General features: G+C 70.2%; 9 protein-coding genes and 2 pseudogenes. 6 read left to right on the top strand and 5 right to left on the bottom strand.

What is annotated here, in order from left to right:
- Positions 1 to 2 precede the first annotated feature (2 nt).
- Together AB0N03_RS24650 and AB0N03_RS24645 are read right to left on the bottom strand one after the other, a co-directional pair.
- Complete coding sequence (locus AB0N03_RS24650; RefSeq protein WP_364376035.1) at positions 3 to 1,238, bottom strand: sugar ABC transporter substrate-binding protein; 1,236 nt, start codon at positions 1,236 to 1,238, stop codon at positions 3 to 5.
- A 143-nt stretch (positions 1,239 to 1,381) separates the two neighbouring features.
- Positions 1,382 to 2,389, bottom strand: a complete 1,008-nt coding sequence (locus AB0N03_RS24645; RefSeq protein ID WP_364376032.1) for a LacI family DNA-binding transcriptional regulator — start codon at positions 2,387 to 2,389, stop codon at positions 1,382 to 1,384.
- A gap of 348 nt (positions 2,390 to 2,737) precedes the next feature.
- Here AB0N03_RS24645 and AB0N03_RS24640 point away from each other — a divergent pair, with 348 nt between their 5' ends.
- The 4 genes and pseudogenes from AB0N03_RS24640 to AB0N03_RS24625 all read left to right on the top strand — a co-directional run bounded on the left by AB0N03_RS24640 (position 2,738) and on the right by AB0N03_RS24625 (position 9,276).
- Entirely contained in the window at positions 2,738 to 5,665 is a 2,928-nt protein-coding gene (locus tag AB0N03_RS24640; protein ID WP_364376029.1) for a glycoside hydrolase family 3 C-terminal domain-containing protein, read from the top strand.
- A gap of 351 nt (positions 5,666 to 6,016) precedes the next feature.
- Positions 6,017 to 6,277 (top strand): annotated as a pseudogene (locus AB0N03_RS24635) (cytochrome P450); the annotation flags it as partial.
- 247 nt (positions 6,278 to 6,524) lie between these two features.
- Positions 6,525 to 7,085: pseudogene (locus AB0N03_RS24630) on the top strand (alpha/beta hydrolase); the annotation flags it as partial.
- Between the two features lie 88 nt (positions 7,086 to 7,173).
- A complete protein-coding gene (locus AB0N03_RS24625; RefSeq protein ID WP_364376026.1) occupies positions 7,174 to 9,276 on the top strand; it encodes an EAL domain-containing protein in 2,103 nt (700 codons plus the stop codon).
- A gap of 5 nt (positions 9,277 to 9,281) precedes the next feature.
- Here the strand turns inward: AB0N03_RS24625 and AB0N03_RS24620 are convergent, their stop codons facing one another.
- On the bottom strand, positions 9,282 to 9,944 hold the full coding sequence (locus AB0N03_RS24620) for a nitroreductase family protein (protein ID WP_364376023.1): 663 nt from the start codon (positions 9,942 to 9,944) through the stop codon (positions 9,282 to 9,284).
- A gap of 219 nt (positions 9,945 to 10,163) precedes the next feature.
- On the opposite strand from AB0N03_RS24620, the gene AB0N03_RS24615 reads away from it, so the two are divergent.
- Together AB0N03_RS24615 and AB0N03_RS24610 are read left to right on the top strand one after the other, a co-directional pair.
- Complete coding sequence (locus AB0N03_RS24615; RefSeq protein WP_364376020.1) at positions 10,164 to 10,583, top strand: hypothetical protein; 420 nt, start codon at positions 10,164 to 10,166, stop codon at positions 10,581 to 10,583.
- A 31-nt stretch (positions 10,584 to 10,614) separates the two neighbouring features.
- The gene (locus tag AB0N03_RS24610; protein WP_364376017.1) at positions 10,615 to 12,714 is read left to right on the top strand and encodes a (Fe-S)-binding protein; all 2,100 of its coding nucleotides are present in this window, start codon (positions 10,615 to 10,617) and stop codon (positions 12,712 to 12,714) included.
- 32 nt (positions 12,715 to 12,746) lie between these two features.
- Here AB0N03_RS24610 and AB0N03_RS24605 read toward each other — a convergent pair whose 3' ends face one another.
- Positions 12,747 to 15,923 carry a CHAT domain-containing protein gene (locus tag AB0N03_RS24605; RefSeq protein ID WP_364376014.1) on the bottom strand — a complete coding sequence of 1,059 codons (3,177 nt, stop codon included), beginning with the start codon at positions 15,921 to 15,923 and terminating at the stop codon, positions 12,747 to 12,749.
- A gap of 101 nt (positions 15,924 to 16,024) precedes the next feature.
- Entirely contained in the window at positions 16,025 to 16,396 is a 372-nt protein-coding gene (locus tag AB0N03_RS24600) for a hypothetical protein (protein WP_364376011.1), read from the bottom strand.
- Positions 16,397 to 16,452 lie beyond the last annotated feature (56 nt).

Here is a 16,452-nt window from a genome sequence, read left to right as displayed (position 1 = left end):
GGTCACGAACCGCTCGCCTGTTGCGCGGCCTTCAGGGCCTGGTCGGCCGGCTGCTTCCCGGTCAGCGCCGCCTGGATCGCGTCGGCCAGCGCCTGCGAGACCTTGGGGTACTTCTCGCCGAGTTCGGCCGTGCGGGAGCGGGCGGAGCCGACCTCGTCGACGAACGCCTGCATCGCCGGCTGCTGCGCGCCGAACTTGGCCGCGGCGGCCGTCTTCGACGGGATGTAGGCGTGCGCTTTGCTCCACTCGAGCATCGTCGGCTCCGAGAGGATGCAGGAGAGCACCTTGCCGGCGGCCTGCTGGGCAGGGCCGCTGGTGACCGGCACGGTGCCGACCTCCCCGCCGAGCGCGACGACGGGCTTCCCGCCCGCCTGCGGCACCGGGATCGGCACGACGCCGTAGTGCAGGGACTTCTGCTCGTCGAGCCGGGCCAGGTTCCAGGACCCGTTGACCATCATCGCCGCGTTGCCCGCGACGAACTGATCGGCGACGTCGTTCTGGTTCCACGTCACCACGGACTTCGACGCCGTCCCGGAGTTCACGAGGTCGGTGACGAATTGAAGCGCTTTCACGGACTGCGCGGAGTCCAGCTGGGACAGTTCGGCGCCGTTGCTCCAGAAGAACGGCAGGAACTGCCAGGTGCCCTCTTCGGACGGGATCGCGGAGAAGGCGAGGCCGTACTTACCGTCCTTGGTGAGCTTCGCCGCGGCGGCCTTGAGCTCGTCCCACGTCTTGGGCGCCTCCACGCCGGCCGCGGTGAGGAGGTCCTTGTTGTAAATGAGCGCGAGGCCGTTGACGCCGGGGGCGACGCCGTACACCTTGTCCTGGTAGGTCCCCGCCTTGACGATGCTCGGGTAGTAGCCGTCGGTGGTGATGCCGTAGCCGTCCAGCGGGGTCAGCGCGCCGGTCGCGGCCACCTGCTGCAGCGTCGGGTTGTCGGTGAAGAGCAGGTCCGGCAGCGTCTTGGAGCTCGCGCCCTGCAGGACCTTCGGCAGCATCTGGGCGGTCGGCACGGTCTGGCGCTGGATCTTGATCCCGGTCTGCGTGGCGCAGGTGTCGAGGATCTTCTGCCAGGCGGCGGAACCCTGCTCGTCGGCGTAGTAGTCGAGTTCGGTGATGGACGTGGCGGCCGGGGCGCCGGCGTCGGTGCCGGTCGACGGGGCGCTGGGGCTGGGGCTGCACGCGGTCAGCAGCGCGGCGCTCGCGGCCAGGATCAGGGCGCGACGGGGTAGGGACATGGTGATCCTCCTTCGACGCTGGAGCAGAACCCGAGTTGCCAATCCGGCCAAAGGCAGGCCGCCCCGGAGCGGCACGTAGCCGTTGCTACGGGCCGATCCGGCCGTGGCCGTGGCCGTGGCCGGATTGGCAATGAACAACACAGTCAGGCTCGCGGCGCGGCGGTGCTGTCGCGCCGGGTGAGGCGGGGTCCGAGGAGCCGGACCTCGGGGGTGGTGTGGCCGGCGAGCCGGCGCATGGTCATCTCGACGGCCTGCGCCCCGACCTCTTCGGCCGGGATGGCGACCGTGGTCAGCGCGACCGGGTGCTGCTCGGCCATGCTGTCCGGGCAGACCGCGACGACGGAGATGTCCTCGGGCACCCTCAGCCCGCGGTGGCGCAGGTCCGAGAGCAGCCCGGGCAGCACGGCCTCGTTGTGCACGACCAGGCCGGTCAGGTCCGGGTCGGCGGCGAGCAGGTCGTCGAGGCAGGCGCTCACCGCTTCGTAGGAGTGGGCGCACGGCCGGTTCGTCGCCCGGATGTCGTGGCTCTTCGCGGCGTCGTCGAACCCGCGCAGGAACCGGGTCGCGTAGCTCGTGCCGCGCCGGTAGACGGCGGGGGAGGGGCCGATCAGCGCGACCGAGCGGTGGCCGAGGTCGGCCAGGTGCGCGACGCACGCCGAGCCGGCGGCGGTGAAGTCCAGGTCCACGCAGCTCAGCCCGGCCGGGTGGTCCGGCACGCCGATGAGCACCACCGGCAGGTCGAGCGCGATGAGCATCGGCACCCGCGGGTCGGCGGCTTCGATGTCCATCACCATCAGCGCGTCGGCGATCGCCGACGACGCCACCCGCTGCAGCGCGGCGGGGCCTTCGTCCTTGGTGAGCAGCAGCAGGTCGTGGTCGTGCGCGCGGGCCGCGGTGACCGCCGAGGCGACGAACTCCATCACCACGGCGACGTTGAGGTCCGTGCGCAGCGGCACGACCAGGGCGAGCACGTTCGTCTTGCTGCTGGCGAGCGCGCGGGCCCCGGCGTGCGGGTGGTAGCCGAGCTTGCGGATACTCTCCTCGACCAGCCGCCGGGTCTTCGGCGAGATCGAGCGCTTGCCGCTGATCACGTACGACACCGTGCTGGGTGCCACGCCCGCCGCCGTGGCGACGTCGTTGATCGTGACCACGGGCGGCCTCCTGAGGACGTGCGGAGCGGAACGTCAGTCGAAGCGCATCGACGATGGCACGAAGGTAAGTGACACCCGGCCGGAACACAAGCAGGATTTACCGTCCGCGGATATTCGATTCCCATTCGACGATCAGGGCGTGCGTCGAAACTGTCGAACACCCCTGATGAGGGATCTTCCCGCAGCTCAACGCGCAGTTTTCGGAGTCGGCCGGACTTCCTGGGTGCGCTCCCAGGAAGTCTTGACCGCGCACTCGCGCGACTGTAATAGTCGTCACCATCCTCACCCTCGACGCGAATGTTCCGCGCCGCACTGTCGAAACGATTCGACGATTACGGGAGGCCGTTCGTGCGCCAGTCCCCGCTCCGCCGCGCCCTCGTCCCGCTGGTGGCCGCCACCCTGCTCCTGGCGCCCGCGCCGGCGCTCGCGGCACCCCCGATGCCGTTCCGCGACCCGGCGTTGCCCCTCGCGACGCGGATCGACGACCTGCTGTCCCGGTTGACGGCCGACGAGAAGATCTCGCTGCTGCACCAGTACGAGCCGGCCATCCCGCGCCTGGGCATCGGCGTGTTCAAGACCGGCACCGAGGCGCTCCACGGCGTCGCCTGGTCGACCGACTACGACAACAACGGCGCGGTGGTCAAAGCCGACGGGACGGTATTCCCGCAGGCCATCGGCCTGGCTTCGACCTGGGACCCGGCGCTGGTCAAGCAGGTCGGCGCGGCCGTCGGGCAGGAGGCGCGCGGTTTCCACGCGCGCAACCCGACGCTGTGGGGCCTCAACCTGTGGGCGCCGGTGGTCAACCTGCTGCGCGATCCGCGGTGGGGCCGCAACGAGGAGGGCTACTCCGAGGACCCGTACCTCACGGGCGAGCTCGCGACGGCGTACGGCCACGGCATCCAGGGCGACGACCCGCGCTACCTGCAGGCCGCCCCGACGCTGAAGCACTACCTCGCCTACAACAACGAGGTCAGCCGCGACACCAGCAACTCCTCCGTGCCGCCCAAGATCCTGCACGACTACGACGAACAGGCGTTCAAGATCCCGCTGCAGGCCGGCGCGGCGAACGGCGTCATGCCGTCGTACAACCTGGTCAACGGGCGGCCGAACACCGTGAGCCCCGACCTCGGCGGCCTGCTGCGGAAGTGGGCGCCCCAGGACATCGCCGTCGTCAGCGACGCCGGCGCCCCGTCCAACCTCGTCAACTCCGAGAAGTACTACGCCACCAAGGCGGAAGCGGACGCGGCGGCCATCAAGGCCGGGCTCGACAGCTTCACCGACAACGACACCAACGGCTCGATCACCGTCGAGGCCGTGAAAGAAGCGCTGACCCGCGGGTTGCTGACCATGGCCGACGTCGAGAAGGCCGACCGGCACCTGCTGTCGCTGCGCTTCCGGCTCGGCGAGTTCGACCCGCCGGGCCGCAACCCGTACGCGAAGATCACCCCGGCGGTGATCGACTCGCCCGAGCACCGGGCGCTCGCGCGCAAGGTGGCCGACGAGCAGGTCGTCCTGCTGCGCAACAACGCTGGTGCGCTGCCCCTGGACGCGGCGAAGAACCGGCGCGTCGCCGTCGTCGGCCCGCTGTCCGACACGCTGTACGAGGACTGGTACAGCGGCTCGATGCCCTACCGCGTCACGCCGGCGCGGGGCATCGCGGAACGCCTGGGCGCGGCGGGCACGGTGGCGTCGTCCGAAGGCGTCGACCGGATCGCGCTCAAGGACCTCTCGACCGGCCGGTACCTGACGGCGCCGTCCGCGCCCGGCAAGGTGACCGCGGGCGGGACCGTCGCGGGCACCCCCGAGTCCTTCGACGTCTACGACTGGGGTGCGGGCAAGAACACCCTGCGCGCGGCGGCGAACGGCAAGTTCCTGAGCTTCTCCGGCGGCGCGCTGGTGAACGACGCCGACCAGCCCACCGGGTGGTTCGTGCAGCAGCAGCTCAAGCTCGACGTCCAGCCCGACGGCAGCTACGTGCTCGAGTACGCGGGCAACGAGGTCACCGAGCCGTGGTTCGGCCCGAACCGCTACGCCGTCGTCGGCGCCGACGGGGTCCTCACGATTTCCGCGCCCGACGCGGCGCACGCGACGAAGTTCGGCCGCGAGGTGCTCACCAGCGGGGTTTCGTCGGCGGTCGCCGCGGCGCGGGGCGCGGACACGGCCGTTGTCGTGGTCGGCAGCATGCCGTTCATCAACGGCCGCGAGGCGAACGACCGGACGAGCACTTCGCTCGCCCCGGCGCAGCGGGCGCTGATCGAAGCGGTTTCTAAGGTCAATCCGCACACGGTCGTGGTGGTGGAGAACAGCTACCCGACGACCGGCTGGGACACGCTGCCGGTGCCGGGGATCGTGTGGACGAGCCACGCGGGGCAGGAGACCGGGCACGCGGTCGCCGACGTCCTCTTCGGCGACCACGACCCGAGCGGACGGCTCACCCAGACCTGGTACGCCTCCGACGCCGGACTGCCGAGCATCCTCGACTACGACATCGCAAAAACCGGGATGACCTACCAATATTACCGCGGGAAGCCGTTGTACCCCTTCGGTTACGGGCTCAGCTACACAAGCTTCCGGTATGGCGCGGTGCGTGCTTCACGCTCTGGCTCTTCTGTGCAGGTCAGCGTGGACGTGACGAACACGGGTGCTCGCTCCGGGACCGACGTCGTCCAGCTCTACTCGAAGGCGTCCGGTGTGCAGCGGCTGCGGGACTTCTCGCGCGTGACGCTGAAACCGCACGAGACGCGGACGGTCCGGTTCTCCGTTCCCGTGGCGGACCTGGCGTCGTGGGACGTCTCCCGCGACCGGTCCGTGGTGGAGCAGGGGGTGTACGACTTCTCCGTGGGCCGCAACGCTTCCGACCTCTCCGCGGCGCAGCCGGTGTTCGTGCCGGGGGAGCGGCCCGCGCCGCGCGACCTGAGCCGTCCCACCCAGGCGCAGAACTTCGACGACTACGCCGGGACGACGTTGACGGACACGGCCAAGACGTCGGGCACCTCGGTCGCGGCCGTGGCCGGGAGCTGGCTGGCGTATCGCGACGTCGCCTTGAACGGCCCTTCGCGGTTCACGGCATCGGTGTCCACAGTGGAGTCGGCGCGTGTCACGGTGCGGTTGGACTCACCGGCCGGCCGGGTCCTGGGCACGGCTTCGGTGGCGTCCACGGAGGACCGGTACGCGTACACGATGGTGACCGCGGCGCTGGCGAAGGCGACCGGTCGCCACGACGTGTACCTGACCTTCGACGGGCCGGTGAACCTGGCGACGTTCTCCCTGCGGTGAGTGGTCTGCCGCGACTGGTGTCGGCTGCCAGAGTCGGGTTCTGACGTTGCCGGGATGTCATGAACGACTCGTTCACCTCGTCCGGCGGCATGAAAGGGTCGTTCATGACGTTCGGCGGCCCGAAGCTCAGGGTCTCCGGCCGACCCCGGCGTACGGGAGGGTGTTCGCGCCGGGTTCGGCACCGTGGTGTCGATCTCCGGCGGTACCCAGCTCAGCTCCCCGGTCATGGGGACCTCCCACCCTCGTTCGAGAGGGCTTCGAGAGGGCGGAGTGTAGCGCCCTCCGTTCGTGTGGACCCGCGCTCGGCCCGCCCGCTGCCCCGTTAGGGTGGCCCGGTCGCGAGGAGGAGACATGACCGGCGCGCGTCCCGTTCCCGGCCGGTGGCCCGTGCTCGGGCACACGGTGCCGCTGCTGCGCGACCCGCTGAAGCTCTTCACTTCCCTTCCGGCGCACGGAGAAGTCGTCGAACTCCGGCTCGGGCCGCTGCCGGTGCACGTGGTCACGACGCCCGAACTGTCCTGGCAGGTGCTGGCCACCGACGCCGACAAGTTCGACAAGGGCCTGGTCTTCGACAAGATGCGCCCGCTCTTCGGCGACGGCCTGGCCACTTCGAAACCACCGGCGCCGAGACCACGGCCGTCGCGCTGGCCTGGTTCTTCCACGAGCTCGGGCAGCACCCGGAGGTCGAACGCCGATGACCGTGGTGCCGCGGACCTGACGGTGCCCGTTCGGCTACCAGGTGTAGTGTCTCCGAGTTCGTTCACCTGTCCGAGTCCAGAGGGAGTGCGGCGTGAAGCTGCCCGTCAAGGTGACGTCAGCCTTGTTCGCCTGCGGAGTCCTGCTCGCTTCACTGACCGCCGTCGACGGCGTGGTCCTCACCGGTATCACGCACCTGCCCGCGTTGCCCGTCTTGGCGATCGGCGCGGCGCTCGGCCTGCAGCCCGCGTTGCTCGACGGCCGGCTGGGCCGGCTCGGCAGCGACCCGTTGTACTTCACGACGAGGCCGGGGGCGCGGGCCGGGCTGTTCTACGCGGCGGCCGATTCCGACCCCGCCGTGATCGCCGCGGACGAAGCGGCCAAGGACCAGGTTTCGGTGCCCGGGATGGGCACGGTCGCGCTGTTCGGGATCGTGTTGCCGGCGACGAGGGGAATTACCGTACCGGTTTTCCAGGTGGTGGGAGAAAAGGACGTTCTTTTCTGCGGCCTGCTCGCGCTGCGTGACTGTGCGGACGTCAACGTGGTGCGCGCGCAGGAAGCGCCCTACTACGCCGATCCGTCGAAACTGTCGATGTACGTCCTGCCGGGTGCCGGTCATTCCGTTGTGTTGCACGAAAACGCGGCGAACTACCGTGATGCCACCCGGTCGTGGCTTCGGGATCGCCTGGCGATCGCTCCGCAGGGTTATCACTCGATTGGATGAATGCCGTTTCGTGCACCGGACGCAATTTCGCGCCAAGATATATCGGCTACCCGACCCGGAGTGTGAACGAAACCCAGGACAGGCTGAGGTGACTGCTCCCCATCCCCGCGGTGACGACCCGCGGAAGAAGCCGTCCGCCGAACGTGCGGCGAGGCGGCTCGGCACCTTGGCGCGCAAATGGGGCTACCTGATCGGCACCACCGCGTACCTGCCGCACACGCCCGAGGAGATCGAGCGCGAGCTGGCGGTGCTGGTCGGCCGGCTGTTCGAAGCGGTCGCGAGCGATCCGCCGGAGCTCGAGGAAGCCGCGGCCACGGGCACCCGGCTCGTCGAGCTGCGCTGCGTCGGCGCGGACAGCCTGCGCCGCAGCCTGGAGGTGCTCGGCAAGGCCCTGCTGCGCGAGCCGGAGCTGCGCCTGGTCGACGGGCTCGCCGAGCGGGTGGTGCTGGTGCTCGGCGCGCTCAGCTCGGGCTACGGCGAAACGTTGCGCGAAGACATCCAGAAGCGTCAGGAAGGCCTGAGCCGGGCGCTGCTGAAGGTCGAGCAGGAGACGCGGCAGAAGCAGGTCATCACGCGCGCGCAGTTCGAAGAGGTGTTCGCCGGCTCGGCCAGCGGTGTCGCGCTCACCGAGCTGGACGGCCGGGTGCTGCGCGCCAACGCGGCGCTCGCCAAGACGCTCAACCGCACGCCGGCCGAACTCGCCGCGATGACCCTGTTCGACCTAATCCACCCGGAGGAGGTCGAGCAGCTGCGGGAGGCGTACGGGGAACTGGTGGCCGGCCGGCTGCACCGGCTGCGCGTCGGACGCCGGCTGGTCGGCAAGGACGGCGAGCCGATGTGGGCCACCTTCGCCGCGTCGGTGATCCGCGACGCGGTCGGCGCGCCCCGGCAGCTGATCACGATCGTCGACGACGACACCGAGGTCTCGCTGCTGCAGCGGCGGCTTTCCCACCAGGCCCTGCACGACGTGCTGACGGCGCTGCCGAACCGGCAGTTCTTCAGCACCCGCCTCGAGAACCTGCTGCGCGACGCCGACGCGGCCCGCGGCGTCACGCTGTTCCACCTCGACCTCGACGGCTTCTCGCAGATCACCGGCGGGCTCGGCCAGGACCTCGGCGACCGCGTGCTGCGCGGGGTCGCGGGAAAGCTGAAGGCGGTGTTCGAAGGCGAGAAGGCCCTCGTGGCGCGCCTCGGCGGCGACGAATTCGGCGTGCTGCTGCAGAACACCGCGGACACCCCGGGCGTCCTGACGCTCGTCCGCCGGATCACCCACGAGCTGGCGGAGCCGGACTACGTGGACGGCGACCGCGGTGTCGCGGTGTCGGCCAGCATCGGGGTCGTCCACCGGCCGCCGCGCGACATCACGCCGGCCGAGCTGCTGCGCGCGTCGGACCTGACGCTGCGCCGCGTGCAGCGGGCCGGGGCCCAGTGGGGCCTGTTCGACCGCGAGCTGGACCGCCGCGACCGCCACGACTTCGGTCTCGCCGCGGCGATGGCGGGCGCGTGGGAGAACGGCGAAGTCGAGGTCGGCTACCGGCCGCTGGTGGCCGCGGTGGACGGCTCGGTGCGGGGCGTCGAGGCGCGGCTGCGCTGGAAGCATCCCACCGAAGGCGTGCTGTCGCACGAGACGTGCGTGCGCCTGGCGGGAGAGACAGGTCTGGCGCTGCCGCTGGGCACGTGGCTCCTGCGCACGGCGGTCGAGCGGGTCGCGGCGGCCGACGTCCCGGTGCCGCTGACCGTCGAGCTGACGACGCACCAGGCCGCCGACCCCGAGCTGGTCGGCGAGATCCGTGGCGTGCTGGAGTCGACGGGTTTGGCGCCCGAGCGGCTGCGGCCGGGCTTCCCGTCGACGACCCTGCTCGCCGACTCCGGCGACGCGGCCGACAACCTGAAGGTGCTGGCGGAAATCGGCGTGGGCGCGGAGATCCACGACTTCGGCGACGTCACGTGCCTCACCGAGTTCCCGGCGCGCGCGGTCCGCGTGGCGGCGAACCTGGTGGCCCGCCGCGAACACCCGCTGGTGGACCGCTCGCTGACGGCGCTGATCGAGGCGGCCCACCTGGCCGGCGCGGAGGTCGCCGTGACCGGGATCGGGCGCGCGGACGAAAGCGAGTGGTGGCGCGACAGGGGCGCGGACCGGCTGTCGGGGCCGCTGTTCACCGAGGTGCCGGGCGGCCTGCCGTCCTGCTGAGCTCCTCAGATCCGGACCAGCACCTCGTCGAGGGACTTGCGCCGCAGGTCCGGCACGACGCAGTCGTCGGCCGGGTAGCCGACCGGGATCACCGCGAACGCGCGTTCGTTGCGGGGACGGCCGAGCAACGCGCCGAGGAACCGCATCGGCGACGGCGTGTGCGTCAACGCCGCCAGCCCGGCCACCTGCAACGCCGTCAGCAGCATGCCGACCGCGATGCCCACCGACTCGTCGACGTAGTAGTGCTTGTGGACGCCACCCTCGTCGTCGAGCGCGAACCGCTGCTGGAACACGACGATCAGGTACGGCGCGTCGGTCAGGTGGGGCTTCACCGCGTCGGTGCCCAACGGCCGCAGCGCGTCGAGCCATTCGTCGCCGAGCCGGCCGTCGTAGGAGATCCGCTCCTCCGCTTCGGCGGCCTCACGGATCGTCTGCCGCACTTGCGGATCGGTGACGAGGACGAACGTCCACGGCTGCTGGTGCGCGCCGCTGGGGGCCGTGGAGGCCACCGCGATCGCGTCGAGCACCGCGCCTTCGGGCACCGGGTCGGGGGAGAACATCCGGACCGAGCGCCGCGCTTCCATCCGCCGCCGCAGGGCGGCGGCCTCGGCGACGGCTTCGGCGGCGGGCACGCGGGCCGGCCGGTACGGGACGTGGCGATAGGTCATGCCCGGATTGTGGCGGGGGACACCGCCGCGACAGCAGGGCCGAACGTGCGATTTCCGGGACTATGACGTCCGGTGTACGGACAGTAAGGTCATCCTTGCTTCGAGTTTTACGCTGAACGGAGCAAGGAAACTAGGCTGTTCGGTCCTGTCGCGCGAAGTGACCTCCTCATTACCCTCCAGTAGTCAGTGGTGCCGATCACAGTCGCCGGAGGAGGCCTCATGGCGTCGCGCGTCCGGGGAGCCGGCTCCGAAGACCGGCGCGAACTGCGGCTCAGGCACATCGCCGGCTGCCTCTCCTGCACCCTCAAGTGTGGGTACTGCGGGCTGCCGGTGCGGCTCGCCGGGCCGGGTGCGCATCCCGGCTACGGCGTGGTCGAAGAAGTCACCGGGGAACTGGTGCTGCTGCACCGGTTCTGCCGCGACGCGCTCGGCCGCTGCGGGACGCGGGGGTGCGTGCTGCGGCGTGCCCACCTCGGCCGCGCGACCGAGCAGTACGAAACCGGCCGCCGCCGTCCCGGGCGCTACCAGCGCCTCGGCGTCCGCCGGTCGCCCGACCTCGATCTGTACCGGAAACACTGGCGGGTCGCGAAGATGCGGTACGCGTGCAAGGCGTGCCGCTACTACACCGGCTCGCATTGAGCCGTTCCTTCAAAGTACGACCGGAGGACTCGTGCTCGTTCGTCTGATTCTCGGCCTGCTCATGACGGTCGTCGGCCTCGCCGTCGCCGGCAAGCGGGTGGCGTTCCTGTACCGGCTGATCAAGGCCGGCCAGCCCGACACCAAGCGGTCGGACGACCTGGGCGCCCGCGTCTTCGCGCAGGTGCGCGAGGTGTTCGGCCAGCGCAAGCTCCTGAAGTGGTCGGTGCCCGGCCTGGCGCACTTCTTCACGTTCTGGGGCTTCGTGATCCTCGCTTCGGTGTACCTCGAGGCGTACGGCGCGCTCTTCGACGAGCGGTTCGCGATCCCGTGGATCGGCCACTGGGCGGTGCTCGGCTTCCTGCAGGACTTCATCGCCGTCATGGTGGCGGTCTCGCTGGGCGTCTTCACGGTGATCCGGATCCGGAACGCCCCCGAGCGCAAGGACCGCGCGTCGCGCTTCTACGGCTCGCACACCGGCGGCGCGTGGCTGATCCTCTTCATGATCTTCAACGTCGTCTGGACGATGTTCTTCTTCCGCGGCGCGTCGTCGGCGTCCGGCAACTTCCCGTACGACAACGGCGCGTACGTCTCGCTCGGCGTCGGGAACCTCCTGGAGCCGCTCGGGCACTCGACGACCGAGGTGCTCGAGACGGTCGGCCTGATGCTGCACATCGGCGTCATGCTGGTGTTCCTGTCGATCGTGCTCTACTCCAAGCACCTGCACATCTTCGTGGCGCCGATCAACGTCTCGGCGAAACGCCTGCCGGACGGGCTCGGCCCGCTGCTGCCGATGGAGTCCGGCGGCAAGCCGATCGACTTCGAGGACCCGGGCGAGGACGACACGTTCGGCCGCGGCAAGATCGGCGACTTCACGTGGAAGGGCATGCTCGACTTCGCCACGTGCACCGAGTGCGGCCGCTGCCAGTCGCAGTGCCCGGCGTGGAACACCGGAAAGCCGTTGTCGCCCAAGCTCGTCATCATGAACCTGCGCGACAACCTGTTCGAGGAGGCGCCCTACATCCTCGCGGGCACCGAGCACGAAGAGGCGCGCCCGCTCGTCGGCCCGGAGGCCGACGGCGGCGTGATCGACCCGGACGTGCTCTGGTCGTGCACCACCTGCGGCGCGTGCGTCGAGCAGTGCCCGGTGGACATCGAGCACGTCGATCACATCGTCGACATGCGCCGCTACCAGGTGATGATCGAGTCGGCGTTCCCGACCGAGCTGGGCGGGCTGTTCAAGAACCTGGAGACCAAGGGCAACCCCTGGGGCCAGAACAACTCCGAGCGCCTGGCCTGGACGAAGGACCTCGGCTTCGACGTCCCGGTGTTCGACGGCGAGCTCGCGGAAGACGTCGAGTACGTGTACTGGGTCGGCTGCGCCGGCGCGTTCGACGACCAGGCGCGCAAGACGGTCCGCGCCACGGCCGAATTGCTGCACATCGCGGGCGTGAAGTACGTGGTGCTCGGCAAGGAGGAGTCCTGCACGGGCGACCCGGCGCGGCGCGCGGGCAACGAGTTCCTGTTCCAGATGATGGCGCAGCAGACGGCCGAGACGCTCAACGCGGTGTTCGAGGGCCGCGAGCCGAAGCTGCGCAAGATCGTCACGACGTGCCCGCACTGCCTCAACACGCTGGGCCGCGAGTACCCGGACCTGGACGGCCACTACGAGGTCGTCCACCACACGCAGCTGCTGAACCGCCTGGTGCGCGGCGGCCAGCTGACGCCGGTGAAGGCGGTCGAGGATGGTCCGAAGGTGACCTACCACGACCCGTGCTACCTCGGGCGCCACAACAAGGTCTACACGCCGCCCCGCGAACTGGTGGGCGCGACGGGCGCGACGCTGGAGGAGATGCCCCGCCACGCGGACCGGGCGTTGTGCTGCGGCGCGGGAGGCGCCCGCATGTGGATGGAGGAGCAGATCGGCAAGCGCATCAACCTGGAGCGCGTGGACGAAGCGATCGCGACCGACGCGGAGACGATCGTGACGGGCTGCCCGTTCTGCCGGGTGATGCTGACCGACGGGCTGGTCCAGCGGCAGAGCGAGCAGAAGGCGGAGAACGTCGATGTCCGCGACGTGGCGCAGCTGCTGCTGGAGCGGGTGAAGGCCCCGGACGCGGCGCCCAAGCCATGAACCCGGTTCGGCGGAGAGGCGCCTTCATGGGCTCAGCGACCGAAATGTACGAAGGCACCCCACAGCAGGACAGCGAGGTCGCGGTCGGCGCCGGTCAGCTCACGGTCCAGCGCTATCCGCGTCTGCTGCACCGTCGCGTGCAGCGCCTCCGCGGATCGTGCCGCGGAGGGTGACGGATCCGCGACGAGGCGGTAGAAACGTTCCGCGATGTTCTTCGAGACGCTGTCGTTCACCTGCCAGTTAGCGGCCACCACCCGGTCGAAGCCTGCCGTCAGCATCGCTCCGGCGAGGTGCACGGCTTCGTCGGGCAAGGTCAGCCGTCCCGACGACGATTGGCAGGCGCTGAGGTAAGCCAGGTGCGCACGGCCGGTGCGAGCCGCGCGGAGGTCGGCGAAGGTGAGCCCGCCGGTGCGAGCGTAATCGTGGCTCAGCAGGCAGGCACTTTCCGTGCTGTAGGTGTCCTGCCGGCCGTGCCCGGCGAAGTGGAACCAGGTGTGCAGCGGGAGTTCCGTCAGCAACCGCGACCGCGTCGCCTCGGCGTCGAGGAGCAGGGTGCTGTCGCGGAGGGCGGTGGCCGCGATCAGTGCCTCGTCGGTCGCCGCCCCGAGAGACGCATACCCCGGCGTTTCGCCGACCCCCACCGCCAATGCCCGCTGGTTCCCGGGCGGCGCTTCGGGCAGCAGCAACGTCCGCAATGTCGGCACGTATGACGGCACCACGTGGTCCAGGACGATCTCCGGTAGCTCGTCGCCGGACTTCCGGTACCGGCCGGCGGCGTGGATCGGCAGGAGCGCCACCAGTCCGGTCGGGCACAACCACACGCGCCGGCGCGGCCCGAGGGCGGCCAGTACCGGCGCGGCCACGCTTTCCCACAGCCAGCTGAGGGTGTTGTGCAGCGAGCGGACACGGAGATCGACCGTGTCCTTGTCGACCGCGGCAAGCGCCGGACCGATGACGAACCGGTCCCGGTGCTGGAGGAACCGCGCCGACTGGTCGACCAGGTGCTCGTGGCGAAGCCGGGGGAGTGGCACGACGGTGAGCTCGCCGTCGGCCAGCACGAGCGCGTCGGAGCGAAGCTTGCTCGCGTTCACGATGACGGCCGGTCCCGGCAACCGTGCCAGGAGCTCGGCGCACGAGGGTCCACTGAGGAATCGCTCGAACCCCGGCTTGCTCCGGATTTCGGCCAGGACGTCCGACTCGCCGGCTTCCAGGCTTCGGCGCAACAGGAGCTCGGCATGTGTGGCTGGTGAGTCCGCGTCGGTCCGGAGGGCACCGATCCGCAGATCGACTTCCCGGTATCGCCTTGCGAGCTCCGGGTGCGCGGCGTCCAGGCGATCGAGGTCGGTGGTGTCCGTGATGCCCGTACCGAGCAGAATGCCGCGGCCCCGCTCGAGCAGTTCGACCGCGAGGTGCGGCTCACCGGCGGCCAGCGCGGCGGCGGCCGCGTCCGACGCGAGGGCGAAGAACCGGCTCAAGCCGTGTTCGCGGTCGGCCGGTCGCCAAGTGCGGGGCACCATCCGGACCAGAAGCTCGACTGCCGCGCGGTAAGCACGGCAGGCGCCGGGTCGATCGTGGCCGGCGAGGAGCTCACCGAGAGAGGCGTGGGCGTGGATCCGGTCCTCCGGTGCCATGGGTGCGTCCAGCACAGCCCGCAGGACGGTGACCGCCTCGGCGCGGGCCGTGGGCGCGTCGAAGCTGTCGACGCGAATCTTCAGCAGGCGCACCAGGGCGAGTTGGTTCGCGGCTGATATCCGGTGATCTTTCGGCTGCTCGGCCGCCAGGGCACGGACCAGCTGCTCGGCCTCGTCGAGAAGTGCGGGGTCGTGCTCGGAGGTGAGCCGGTCGGACAGTGCGGCGATGAGTGCCGAGCGAACCAGCTGGTGACCGATGGCGCCCGGCTCGGCCGTGGCCAGCCAGGTGCGGCAGCACGCCTCCGCTTCGGCTCGGACGGCCCGATCCGGATGCTTCCTCAGGGCGATGGCGAGGTTGTTGGCGAGCAGGCCGCGACTGGCGAATTTTTCCGGTGCGATGGACAACGCCTCACGCAGTGTCGAGATCGCCGTGTCGAGGCACGCGCGTTCGTCGCGACCGGCCAGTCCGTTCGCCGTGTCGAGGTATACGGACCCCAGGATGGACAACAGCATCGGCCGGAACGAGTCGTGCGCCGCCATCGAGTCGAGTGCTTCGTGGAGATGGCCGGACGCCGCGTCCAGGGCGGAGGTGACTCCGAAGTACCGGAACTGGTCGATCAAGGCGAGAGCGAGGTTGGCCCGCCGCCCCGGCAGGTTGACGTCGCCGGCCGGCGTCAAGGCGAGGATCTCCGTGAACCGCGCGGTCACCTCTTCCACCAGCGGTCGCTCGCCGCTGCGACGGAACTGCTCGTGCTGCACGTTGGTGAGCGAGGTGAGGCGGCCGGGGTAGAGGTTGTTGTCGTGCGGCGTCAGCCGGACGGCCTCGGTGAGCTCTGCCGCGGCGCGGGCGAGCGCGTCCGGCTGTCCCAGGGCGACGGCCGCATTGGTGCGTAGTTCACCGAGAGTCGTGAGTGCCATGACCCGCAAGCCGGGTTCGTCGGTCGTCCGCACCGCGTGTTCGGCGGCGGCGATCGCCTCGCCGAGCACTGCGGGATCGGCGTCGAGGTCGAACCAGGTGCCGAGGAGGGAGGCGAGTACGTGCGAACTCCGTGGCTCGCCGGTCGCCGCCGTCGGACGGCAGAGGTCGATGGCCTCGGTGAGGACTCCGCGGTCGCCCGTGCGATCGAAGCGGTGGGTCAGCATCGTCGCGAGGCCGCTCCGGATCGTGGCCAGCCCGCGCAGGTCGGCTTCCGGGGTCTCCTTCAGGGCCTCCCGGTAGACCTGCTCACTTTCGTCCAGGTGGGGGAGCTCGGAGGTCCGGTCGAACCGGTCGCCCAGCGCCTGGGCGAGGTTGTTCAAGTAGACGTAGCGCCACGGATCGTCCGGCGGCTCGGCGGCGGCCCGCGCCTGGGTGATGGCGTCCTCGAGCAGGGTGCGGTCGGAGGTGGCCTCGGCCAGGTCTCGCAGCGCGCGGCTGAGCTGGCTGTGCAGATGATTGCGGAACCAGGAGAGCGGCGTGACCCGCAGCATCGCGCGCAAGTCCTCGCACGCCCGCTCGAGGTACGCGGTTTCGCCCGTGGCGCGATAAGCCTGGATCAATTCCTCGACGGGATCGATGGGGTCGGCGCGGTCCGGCACGGGACTCCTCGGTTCTACGGAGACGTTCGCGGCTGCCAATCGCTCGGCTTCCCCGCGATGCAACGGACTCCGGTCGGGACTCACTCGAACGGAGCATCGGATCAGGCGTTGTCGGGCTCCATTCCGGCGGCGAAGAGCGCGCACTGCGGAGCGCCACCGGGCGCGGCCACGACGCTGCGATCGCAGTGGTCCAGCGGACACCGGTGCGCGACCCGGAACCGGCCGCGCAACCACGACGGCGACTGGCCTGCCGCGTCGCCGTCGCGGATCACCTGCGTCTTCGCGTTCCGCAGCAGCCGGTCGATCTTCGTGGCGAGGGCGTTCCAGCCGTCGAGGGTATCCACGCCCGCGCGGGTGTCCGCCAACAGATCTTCGTACCGGTCGCGTTCCTGGACTACGGTCGCTTCGTCGCGGATCCGCGGCAAACGGATGCAGATATCTGCCCAGAGCTTGCGGTTGTCGTCGTCGGGCATTTCGTCTCCGATCACGGGATCGCGGTTCTTCGGTGTGTAAGGTGGCACATTACGCA

The sequence above is a fragment of the Amycolatopsis sp. NPDC051061 genome, from assembly GCF_040682935.1.
In the GTDB taxonomy this organism is placed as follows: Bacteria; Actinomycetota; Actinomycetes; order Mycobacteriales; family Pseudonocardiaceae; genus Amycolatopsis.
The sequence above is the reverse complement of the archived record's forward strand: the minus strand, read 5'-3'. Positions and strand labels throughout refer to the sequence as shown.

Bases quoted from the DNA above. Each gene is read 5' to 3' on its own strand.
- AB0N03_RS24650 (WP_364376035.1), bottom strand. From the start codon at position 1,238: ATGTCCCTACCCCGTCGCGCCCTGATCCTGGCCGCGAGCGCCGCGCTG.
- AB0N03_RS24620 (WP_364376023.1), bottom strand. From the start codon at position 9,944: ATGACCTATCGCCACGTCCCGTACCGGCCGGCCCGCGTGCCCGCCGCC.
- AB0N03_RS24615 (WP_364376020.1), top strand. From the start codon at position 10,164: ATGGCGTCGCGCGTCCGGGGAGCCGGCTCCGAAGACCGGCGCGAACTG.
- AB0N03_RS24600 (WP_364376011.1), bottom strand. From the start codon at position 16,396: ATGCCCGACGACGACAACCGCAAGCTCTGGGCAGATATCTGCATCCGT.